We start from the raw sequence: 9,641 nt of genomic DNA on the forward strand, positions 1-9,641 counted from the left end.
ATCAACCTCCGCAGGATACGTAACCGCCGGCGGCCTCACCGCCTTTCGGCCTGGACGCGGCCGGATCATCCCCGGCGCTTTGAACCGAACCGGTCATTTTTGCCGGCTGCGGCAGAAAATCCCCGGTCAGTTCATTCTCCGCGGTCTCCACCGGAAGAAACCGGTCCGGCCGGCCCCACTCCTCCCAGGATGCCTCATAGGTGTAAACATTTTCAAACCCCATGAGCCGGAGCACGAAATAGGAAAAGGAACTGCGTCTTCCTGAGGCGCAGTAAACAATGACGCCCTTGGCCGGATCCAGTCCCTTGTACAAATTCTGCAGCTCTGTATAGGATTTAATGTCCTTGGTTTCCGGATCGGTCCATGCGTCCTGATAATTGACATTGACCGCAGTGGGGATATGACCGAGCTTCAGGGGCGTACCGTCAACGCCTTTGGAGCCCATTTCTCCGAGGTATTCCTCCCTGGAGCGCACATCCACGATCTGATAGTAAAAATCTCCCAGGCGGCGGTAAATGAAATCCGCGTCAATCAGCAGATGCTTGCGAATCTGCTCAGAGGCGGCCTGGTATGTGAAGGGCTCGGCCTGCCGGGGCTGGTCTGCGGTCTCATAGCCGGCATCTATCCATGCGTCAATGCCACGTTTAAGGATTTTCTTGTTTTCATGGCCCATCACATCCAGAATCCAGAACACGTATGAGGCTGTTGCCCCGCCGTCGCGCTGCACCGAGTCATAGAGCACCACCGTATCGGTGGGGGCAATGCCGTGGCGGCCCAGAATCTGCTGGGCCTGCTTCACCCCCCTGAATAAGGACCCAAGATTATTGCCAATGTCGTTGAAACGAAATTCCGACCAAGGCATCCGGATCGCCCCGGGGATCACCCGGTCGTCAAAGTACTTGTCCCTGCGGACATCAACGACAACCACATCCTTGTCTTCCATGTGGTCCCTGACCCAGCGGGCATCGGCAACAAACTGTTTGTTGGGATAATCGGCCTTGTCCTGGGCTGCGGAGCCAAAAGACCACAGCACGCCCAAAAACAGGATCACGGCAATAATGACATGCCTGAATGCGAAATGTTCTTTCATTTTGGGGTCTCTCCTGTTGCTGCGCTACGCGGGAGATGGATCAGGGCACGGAAAAGAGCCGGGCAGATCCGGCTCTTTTCCGTTTGACGAAAGGGGTTTTAGGATTTCCACAATCCATGCACGTTGCAGTATTCACGGGCTGTTGCATTGGGATTGGCCCCCTTGAAAACCGCTTCGGGCGCCTGGCCCGGCTTGAGGTAATGGCGGCAGGACTGGTCTCCGTCGATGATTTCCACCCATTCAATGTAGTGCTTTTCCTCCATGGGATGGGGATTGCTGCCGACCTTGACCTTGACACCGCCGTCAGCCGCCTCGACCACGGGCACGTGTTTTTCCTTGCCCTCGTCTGCGGTCTTTTCCTCAAACAGTTTCATGTTCTCTCCGCAGCACACAAGATCGCCGGCGCCGCCGTGGAGTACCTCAACAATGTTGCCGCACGCTTCACACTTGTAAATCTGTTTTTGCTCTGCCATGGATTTAATCTCCTTTCTTTGTTTCTTCTGGATATATTTCTTTGAATGTATCAGGGCAGGCCCGCAGGTTCAGGACCCGCTCCAGCCCCGCTGGATTCAGGGCGGCTGAAAAATCCTGCCGCATCTCATTTATCAATATATGCATTGCCCCCCAAAAACGCCAACAAAGAAAATCAGCGCAATAAGGGCCCCTTGCTGGTTGTCCATTGATTCTTTAAATTTATGAGAAAACATGGGAAGTGTCAAATATCTCAATGCCACTTCACCTGCCCCGCCATAGGGGTGGAAAATATTTTCAGCTAAAAAAGGATGGTTTTTGAGATTGATATAGACGGGGTTTAAGCCGTAAGCAGAAAAAAGGAATAATTCCTGCCCAGAAAATGGTTGCAGACAAGAACTGTCCGAAGCGGGCGATCGGACGTGGCTGGAGCGGCCAGGACGGACTCGGGGATGGTCCGGGTTTTCAATATCCCGGCACCGAGCCAGACCCCGAAGGAAGATGCCGTGGCGTATTCGCCTGTTAAATGTTTAAAACGCACCTCAGCGGCATGGCTGAAAAAATTTTTCCGGAGTTCCATGTTCCATTTGTCCCGGACAATGTCGCCGCTTGCCCCGTTTACAAAAACATCCACATCTTCCGGGCCGATCCCGTTGGCCTGCAGAAAACCGGTTAATTCTTCACACAAAAACGGAAAATCCACGGGTCGGTAAACAGTGTGGAGGCTTTGCAGTATGCACCATGAATGGGGAAGCGCCTGGCCGGAAACCGTGAAAAACGCCATTCCTTCGCCCTGGAGGGTTCCTTGTGTACGGCTTTCAAAGAGTTTCAGATTGCTTGTCTTTTCTTTTTTTACATATCCCAGCTTGGCATAATCGCTGTACTGGACATGATGGGCCTGGTCAAAGGAACCGACCAGAACATTTTCGGCTTCCTTTTCCCGGAGCAGCAGCATGGCGTCGTGTACGGCTGTTTCAAAGGCAAATCCTCTGCCGGCATAAGTGTTGTTATACCCCATGCACTTGACCGTCAGGGCAATGAGACCGGAAAGTGCATTATAGGTGCTTTGCATGAAATAAGTCGGGGTGAGCTGCTGTTCATCCTGCTGCAGAATTTCGAGCAAAAATTTTCCCATCTCTTCCTGAAAACCGTAACCCGTGGCCGTTATAATGGCATCCGGTGTTTCCAGCCGGGCGTTTCGAAGACAGATAGTGGCGGCAGAAAGTCCCATGCGCAGCATACGGCTGAGCCGGCGCATCTGGAAGGGGTTGATGTAATCTTTGAAATTCGGCTCAATGCAGGTTAGTACATTGCCGCCATACTCGGTGACCTCCGGCAGAAATGTTTCGTTGTCGAATGTCTGCTGGGGCGAAATAACGCCCGCACCGTTGATATAAATATCCATGCCGTTGCCGTTGATCAGCATTTTGCAAAGAGCAGCGATGTGGTACTGCCTCCGAAACCAAGCGAATTTGAAAGAATATATCTGAGCCCTGCGCCCTGCCGCAATTTTGTTACCGGCCGCATGCCAAGCTCTTCCATGGGCCGGCTGAAGTTGAGATTGGGAAATATGACATCATGCTCAAACCCCATAAGGCAAAACGCCGCTTCCACGCTGCCGGCTGCAGAGGTGGTGTGCCCAGTGTAAGGCTTTGTGGAACTAAACGGCGGCACTTGATCCCCGAAAAGCGCCCGGACAGACAGCCCTTCTGACAGGTCATTGTTTTCCGTGCCCGTACCGTGAGCGTTGATATAATCAACATCTTCCGGGGCAATCCCGCCCATGGTCAGGGCTTTTTGCATGGCCTGAAGCGTTCCCGCCCCTTCCGGGGAAGAAGCGGTCTGATGAAAGGCATCATTTAAGCTGGCATAGCCGCACAGTTGGGCAATGGCCTTTTTCCCAGAATGCCCCAGCCGCTCTTCGGCTTCGAGAACAAGGAAAGCGGCGCCCTCGCCCAGATTCAGGCCGTTGCGATTGTGATCAAAAGGCTTGCATAAATCCCTGTCCAGAATTTTAAGAGAGTTGAAACCGTTGATGGTGACTTTGCTCAAAGCCTCGCTGCCCCCGCAGATCATGACATCAGCCAGCCCGTTTGCAATCAGCCGTGCACCGAAAACAATGGAATTGGCAGCTGACGAACAGGCCGTGCTGACCGTGGCCGGATACCTTTTCATATTCAGGGTATCGGCCATGCGTTCCGTATGTTCCCCGGGATCTCCGGTATCAAGAAACCCAAGAAAGTCTCCGGTGCTTTCGGGATCCTGCAGCTCGTAGTAGTAGGTTTCAAGCTCACGGATTCCGCCGGCGGTTGTCGCCGAAACAAGACCCGCACTGCTTGTTTCGGCCTCCGTAAGTCCCGCGGAGTCAATGGCTTGGCGTGCCGCAATAAGGCCCAGAAGCGTTGTACGGGAAAAACCGGCTCTTGTCGGAACCCCGGCTTGCCGGCACAACTCATCGTCGGACAATTTGATTTCACAGCAGTAAATCTCGTCACGATGAACCGTCTGGAGGAAATCAAGCCTTCCGTATCCGCTTCTTTCATCTTTCAGGGAGGCAAAATTCTCCGGGCCATTGCTGCCGATGGCGGTAATAACACCATAACCGGTTATAAAAACGCGACGATTCATATCTGACGGTTCTCGTAAACATATGCCGCAAGGGTCCGGACATTAACCATGACCTTTCGTGCCACTTTCGAATCCGTTATCTTGATGCCATAGTGCTGCTCCAGCATGACGGTCAGTTCCAGGGCGTCAATGGAATCCAGGCCGGTGACTTCACCAAACAGGGGCATTTCTTCATCGAGTTCCTCCGGATCCATGTAATCAATATCCAGGCGTTCCAGGATCTGTGATTTTAGCTGAGGGATCAGATCTTCAATAGTCGTCTGCATCATTGTCTTTCTGTTTATTTATTGCGTGTCAATCCGCATTTCTAGATTTGTGAATCAGGATACTTGCCGTTAGCGCGGCAAGCGCAAATACTGTCAGTTTTATCAAATCCGGAAGTATCATAGATGTCCCGGCGCTGCGCAGAAAAAGATCATTGAATGCTTCAAGTCCCCAGTTCAGAGGGGAATAGGGACTGATGTGCTGCATAATATCGGGCATGGCGAATACCGGCACCCAGACGCCGCCCAGGGCCGCCAGAATTACCACTGAAATGGCCCCGAAAGAAAGAGCCTGCTGGGGCATTTTAAAATAAACGGCAATGAGCAGGCCATAACCCGTGGCAGCCATTGCAACAGCCAGACCTGTAAGGACAATGCCCAACGGGTTTGTTCCCAGCTCCAGTTTGCCAAAACCGATAAGGGGCATCAGGTAAAGGCCGACACAGATCATTAAAGCCAGCTGCACCAGGCAGACAAACAGATAAAAGACAAACTTTCCTGAAATCACGGGCGTATGGGAGCCGGATATCAGGCGAAGCCTGAGCATACTGCCGTCTTCACGCTCCTTGATGAAATTTCCCGCCAGGGGAAACAGGATAAAAAACATGGCAAACATGGACCAGGCCGGCACGTTATGCTGAACAGCGCTAAGCTCAATTTCCGGGCGCTCTTTTTTTGAAGCAATGGCCTGGTCCACCCGGATCATCCCTGAAAAATCGGCTGTACTTTCCGGTTGCTTTCCGGTGCTGCCGAGCTGTGCCTGCATGGCCCGGACAAACCACTCAAGCTGGACACCGGCGATGCGCTTTTCCAGTGTCGCAGCCACGGTCTGCTTGTAATCGGCCTTGATCGTGGGTTCAAAGAGGATCTCCAACTTCACCGGGGGGTCATCTTTTTTGTCCACAGGTTGTGAAACGGAACCATAGCGGGAAAAAATGTTATCAGCTGCGCTTTGTATCTTTTTTTGCAGGGAAGCTGTTGCGTTTTCGGGAATAATGACCGCTGCCTGATAATTTCCCCGCTGCACCAGCTGCCGTGCCTGGTCCCGGGTCAAGGTCTTTCCTTCTGCTTTTGGAATCAGGTTGATGTTGGGCGAATCCTGCAACAAGTTCTCAATGGCCGCGCTTAAGGCATCACGGTCCTCGTCGACTATCAAAATGTCGATTTGGGTCTCCCGGAGCGCGCGAAAGGCGTTGGACTGAATACCGGTCATGACGATCACCAGGATCAGCGGCATAAGAAGAATCAGGGCCAGACTGCCCGGATCCCGGACAAGGAGGAGAAATTCTTTCCATATAGTGGCCAGAACCTTCAATCGCGTATGCCCTTTCCCGTCAGATTCAGAAATAACTGTTCAAGGCTTTCACTCTCGTTGTTTTCGGCCAGCATCTGAGATAGTGTTCCTCCGGCGATCAGGCGGCCCTCGTCGATAATGGCAAGCTGCGAGCATATCTGCTCTGCTTCTCCCAGCAGATGGGACGAATAGAGGATGGTAACGCCCTTATCCTGCAGCCGCCTCATGTAATCGAGGATCATGGTGCGTGACTGCACATCCACACCCGATGTCGGTTCGTCGAGAATAAGCAGACCCGGGCCATGCAGCAGCGCCGCAATCAGGTTCAGTCTTCTTTTCATGCCTCCGGAATAATGGAGCACGCGCACATCGGCCTTTTCAAGAAGGCCGAATTCCTCAAGCAAACCCCTTACGGCAGGACGTATGGCAGCGCCCTTAAGTCCGTACATCCGGCAGAAATAGACCAGGTTTTCGCAGGCCGTCAAGGTCGGAAACAGTGCGATCTCCTGCGGTGCGACGCCGATCCGGCGGCGGATTTCATTGCTGCAGCGCCCGGCATCAAGGCCAAAAACCCGGATGCTGCCCGCATCGCTTTTTAAAAGCCCGCAAAGCATCATGAGGGTCGTGGATTTCCCGGCGCCGTTGGGACCTAAAAGCCCGAATATTTCCCCTTCCTCTACGGCGAAACTGAGCTGGTCCACAGCCGGCTTCAAGGAGCCTTTATAAACCTTGCGCAATCCGGAAACCTGTATTATCGGGGAGATGGTCATGAAACGGCTTTTTTCAGCTCGGAAAAGATATGTTGTTCCCGGTCCGCGATTTCCCAAAGATTGGCGGAAACCGCCGCGTAGGTTTCATGCCCGTTATTTCGCTTTTTGATGATTCTTGCGGCAATTGTGGCCATGGCCCGCCATCTGTCGCCGGCTTCGGTCATCTCGTGGGAAAGTTCCATAAGGCGCGGCTTGTCAAGCACATCAGAAGCCTCCTGAAGAAAAGCGGCGTAAACAAAACGGAAACCCGCTCCGCCGGTCCCGATTTCCTCCTGCATACGAATGAAATTTCCCAGGTAAAGGTCGGCTTTTTTTTCGCCAAGCTTCTCCGGCCATTTCCGTATCTTCCTGGAAACATACCGGATACCCTTGACCCCGAAAAAAGGCAAAGGAATAGTTAGCATTTCCTTGCAGTTACGTCGGACACCCTTGATCACGGCAGAAGGCAGATCGATCCGGTCGGGGATTTTTACGGGATAGTACATCCGTCCCCGGGGCTCGAAGGCGCCGCGGGACCATCTCACACGCATCAATTCTTCGTAGCTAAGTGATACCGGCTCCTCCATGACCGAATCGCTGATCCGGTAGTGCCCGTTTTCCCGGCCGTAAACAACAATATTATGAACATTGAAGTGAAACCTGTAGGGTCTGGGAAAATAGGTCAGATGAAACGCCCCGACCTGCAGACCCACCGGAATGCCCTGGTCGAGTGCCTGGTCAAGGGCTTTCATGGACTCTTCCGGGTCCCTGAATTTTTTCCGGAATATTTCCACGCCCAGGGTTTTGGCAAGGCGCTTGAAAATCATTCCGGGCAACGGCCTGAATGAAGTAATAGGAATGTTGATCATTTTGATAAACGGCAGGTAGGCAAAAAACAGGCCGGACCCGATTCCGAAAGCCATGGGTTCGCTGATGTCAAGGCCGTGGTATCGCAAAAGGTTTATGGCGGCACCGTTTTCACAATGAGCGGTTTGGCTGTGTTTTAAGTCAATTTTCATGCGTCGCCCTTCTTTGAGGCAAGTCAGGGGTGGGATCCGCTTTATTTTTTTCCCGGAAAAACTTCGGCCGTTTCAGGCCCCTTCACCAGTTCATCCACTGAAATATCCAGGACCTCTGCATACTTGCGGAGGGTTTCCGCATCCAGGCGCCGGAAATTCTTCGGTACCAGGTGGGACCTGATCCTGCGCTTTGGAATTTTTGTATACGCGGAAAGAAGAGAGAGGTCAAACATCCCCTTGGCCATGTAAAAGCCCAGGGGACTCATCCGGCCCGCCTTAAACGAATCAAAGGCCTCTTTTGCTTCTTCACCGATCTGTTCCCAGGCCTGGAGCAATGCAGTATTTTTTGGCTCCCACCCGGAACTTAACACGCTTACATAACGGCCGTTTTCATCAACGGCGTAACAGAGCTCTCTGCTCCGCCCTTCCATCAGATTATCGTCGTCCTGAGGCACCTTGTCTTTTTTCATCCCAATGCACCGTCTGAAGAATAAAAGCTTTGGCAGGCAATTGTTTTACCCTAGCAGCGATAAAAATAGATTCAGGCAAGCTTGTGTGTCAAGGGATATTTGGCGCCAAACAAAAGGCGTAGCGCGCCCGGCTGGACAATAAACGGCCGGAGGCAATCAGGTCTTCTCATTTATCATTGACCGGTTTGGACTTTTTTGTTTTACTGTCTGAAATCATTTTGAAGACATCAAAGGACTGCCATGGCATACCCGCCCTCAGTGAAAACCCTGATTCCCCACCGGGACAGAATGCAGCTGATTGATAAAATCGTTGATATTACATCCGAAAAGGTGGTCACCCAAACCGCGGTTTCAGAAAAATGGCCGCTTTTCCGGCAAGAATCCGTTGATTGCCTGATCATCATCGAAATCGTCGCACAGACTGCGGCTGCCCTTTTTTCCTGGAAAACCGGTACCCGTGAGGACGGCAGCGGCAGCGGGCTTCTGGAAGGAATTAAAAATGCGGACTTTTACGCAGGCCGCATTCCCGTTCACACCCTCCTGACCACTACCGTAAAACCCCTCTACAGCATTGAAAATTATACGGTCCTGGAAGGCACTGTTCAAACAAAGGCCCGGACCCTGGGCCATGTTGCAATTGGGGTATTGCGTGGATGATCCATTATCCAGGTCTATAAACGATAGTGCTCGCGCGGCAGGGATATTTTCATGAAATTGCCGGACAAAACAGGTGAATCCGGCCCCTTGGCAAACGGGTCGGCACCGGCCCACAACAACAGTGACACCCATTTGAGATTTCCCTCCTTGCAGTGATGGCGCAATGCCATGTTTATCTGGTCCTGAAAGCTGGGGAAGCGGTTTTTGTGTCGCTTAAACACCCCCAAAGCGGTGCGGATTTTCCAGCATAGCGCCCCTGCAAGCGGATAATTCATCGTAATCGTTGGCCCTTTTGTCCGAACGGATCACCATCTTTTAAAATACGGATTGTCTTCACTTTGACCGGGTTGTTCATCGTCCGCCTCGCCGGCTTGGTCGAGGAAGAAGGCATCCAGACTGTCTTCAAGCTGTTTACGCTTCGTGTCACGCCAGTTTTTCCGAAAATTGTCGCTGTAAAAATAGCTGCGGTCATGAATGGTCAGACAGAGCTTACCCGAAGGGACACGCACATAGTCGAACCGGCTGTGGCCAAATTGGTAATACCCGTCCAGGTCCGTGTCCTTGGGCTGTGTTTTCTTGCTGACAACCTCCTCACTGATTCCGAATCCAAGGCGTTGGCCGTCTATCGTAACCTCGAACGAATTTTTCTCCGGATAAACTTCGAATCCGCGCTCCAACAATCCTTTGATAAGCGCATCCATGATCCGGAGCGCCCGTCGAATGCTGTTTTTAGACACCCGTATGCCCAAACAATTCTTGTCCGCAGACTCAATAATCCCGACATCGTTGGGTTCACACAATTCCAGGATTTCAGCGGATCGGACGACAAACGGGTGCGGATTTCTCAACGCTTTCGCAACCACGATTGGCGGAAAATTCTGTTCGCGTTCAAGGTGTTTCAACAATTTTGGATTTTCAGTGGGATTGAATTGATTCGAGAGATTGGGACTGATTTCAATCATTTCATCCGAAGAGTGTCTGGGCAGTGGTTCTTTGGCCA

The 9,641-nt window shown here is 52.2% G+C and carries 11 protein-coding genes; 1 reads left to right on the top strand and 10 read right to left on the bottom strand.

Annotated features, from left to right (window positions below; translation table 11 throughout):
- Position 1: 1 nt before the first annotated feature.
- The 9 genes from R6U41_RS01965 to R6U41_RS02005 all read right to left on the bottom strand — a co-directional run bounded on the left by R6U41_RS01965 (position 2) and on the right by R6U41_RS02005 (position 7,984).
- A complete protein-coding gene (locus tag R6U41_RS01965; RefSeq protein WP_410268152.1) occupies positions 2 to 1,090 on the bottom strand; it encodes a sulfurtransferase in 1,089 nt (362 codons plus the stop codon).
- A 98-nt stretch (positions 1,091 to 1,188) separates the two neighbouring features.
- Complete coding sequence (locus R6U41_RS01970) at positions 1,189 to 1,563, bottom strand: desulfoferrodoxin (protein WP_410268153.1); 375 nt, start codon at positions 1,561 to 1,563, stop codon at positions 1,189 to 1,191.
- Positions 1,564 to 1,901: 338 nt separating this feature from the next.
- Positions 1,902 to 2,966 (bottom strand): beta-ketoacyl synthase chain length factor, encoded by a 1,065-nt coding sequence (locus R6U41_RS01975; protein WP_410268154.1) that lies wholly within the window; start codon positions 2,964 to 2,966, stop codon positions 1,902 to 1,904.
- 14 nt (positions 2,967 to 2,980) lie between these two features.
- Positions 2,981 to 4,189 (bottom strand): beta-ketoacyl-[acyl-carrier-protein] synthase family protein, encoded by a 1,209-nt coding sequence (locus R6U41_RS01980; RefSeq protein ID WP_410268155.1) that lies wholly within the window; start codon positions 4,187 to 4,189, stop codon positions 2,981 to 2,983.
- On the bottom strand, positions 4,186 to 4,458 hold the full coding sequence (locus R6U41_RS01985) for a phosphopantetheine-binding protein (RefSeq protein ID WP_410268156.1): 273 nt from the start codon (positions 4,456 to 4,458) through the stop codon (positions 4,186 to 4,188). Before R6U41_RS01985 ends, R6U41_RS01980 begins: the two co-directional genes overlap by 4 nt.
- A 25-nt stretch (positions 4,459 to 4,483) precedes the next feature.
- Positions 4,484 to 5,767: an ABC transporter permease gene (locus R6U41_RS01990; protein WP_410268157.1), complete on the bottom strand. Its 1,284-nt coding sequence runs from the start codon at positions 5,765 to 5,767 to the stop codon at positions 4,484 to 4,486.
- Entirely contained in the window at positions 5,764 to 6,447 is a 684-nt protein-coding gene (locus tag R6U41_RS01995; protein ID WP_410268158.1) for an ABC transporter ATP-binding protein, read from the bottom strand. Before R6U41_RS01995 ends, R6U41_RS01990 begins: the two co-directional genes overlap by 4 nt.
- 65 nt (positions 6,448 to 6,512) lie before the next feature.
- A complete protein-coding gene (locus tag R6U41_RS02000) occupies positions 6,513 to 7,514 on the bottom strand; it encodes a BtrH N-terminal domain-containing protein (RefSeq protein WP_410268159.1) in 1,002 nt (333 codons plus the stop codon).
- Between the two features lie 41 nt (positions 7,515 to 7,555).
- Complete coding sequence (locus R6U41_RS02005) at positions 7,556 to 7,984, bottom strand: hypothetical protein (protein WP_410268160.1); 429 nt, start codon at positions 7,982 to 7,984, stop codon at positions 7,556 to 7,558.
- Between the two features lie 240 nt (positions 7,985 to 8,224).
- Between R6U41_RS02005 and R6U41_RS02010 the strand changes: the two genes are divergently transcribed.
- Positions 8,225 to 8,641 carry a hypothetical protein gene (locus R6U41_RS02010; protein WP_410268161.1) on the top strand — a complete coding sequence of 139 codons (417 nt, stop codon included), beginning with the start codon at positions 8,225 to 8,227 and terminating at the stop codon, positions 8,639 to 8,641.
- Positions 8,642 to 8,946: 305 nt separating this feature from the next.
- Here R6U41_RS02010 and R6U41_RS02015 read toward each other — a convergent pair.
- Positions 8,947 to 9,641 (bottom strand): hypothetical protein (locus R6U41_RS02015; RefSeq protein ID WP_410268162.1); only part of this gene is annotated, 695 nt, incomplete at its 5' end.

Origin of the sequence: Desulfosalsimonas sp. (assembly GCF_046483245.1) — a bacterium.
Classification (GTDB): domain Bacteria; phylum Desulfobacterota; class Desulfobacteria; order Desulfobacterales; family Desulfosalsimonadaceae; genus Desulfosalsimonas.

Coding starts and splice junctions, on each gene's coding strand:
- R6U41_RS01970 (WP_410268153.1), bottom strand. CDS start 1,563: ATGGCAGAGCAAAAACAGATTTACAAGTGTGAAGCGTGCGGCAACATT.
- R6U41_RS01985 (WP_410268156.1), bottom strand. CDS start 4,458: ATGATGCAGACGACTATTGAAGATCTGATCCCTCAGCTAAAATCACAG.
- R6U41_RS01965 (WP_410268152.1), bottom strand. CDS start 1,090: ATGAAAGAACATTTCGCATTCAGGCATGTCATTATTGCCGTGATCCTG.
- R6U41_RS02000 (WP_410268159.1), bottom strand. CDS start 7,514: ATGAAAATTGACTTAAAACACAGCCAAACCGCTCATTGTGAAAACGGT.
- R6U41_RS02010 (WP_410268161.1), top strand. CDS start 8,225: ATGGCATACCCGCCCTCAGTGAAAACCCTGATTCCCCACCGGGACAGA.
- R6U41_RS02005 (WP_410268160.1), bottom strand. CDS start 7,984: ATGAAAAAAGACAAGGTGCCTCAGGACGACGATAATCTGATGGAAGGG.
- R6U41_RS01980 (WP_410268155.1), bottom strand. CDS start 4,189: ATGAATCGTCGCGTTTTTATAACCGGTTATGGTGTTATTACCGCCATC.
- R6U41_RS01975 (WP_410268154.1), bottom strand. CDS start 2,966: ATGGATATTTATATCAACGGTGCGGGCGTTATTTCGCCCCAGCAGACA.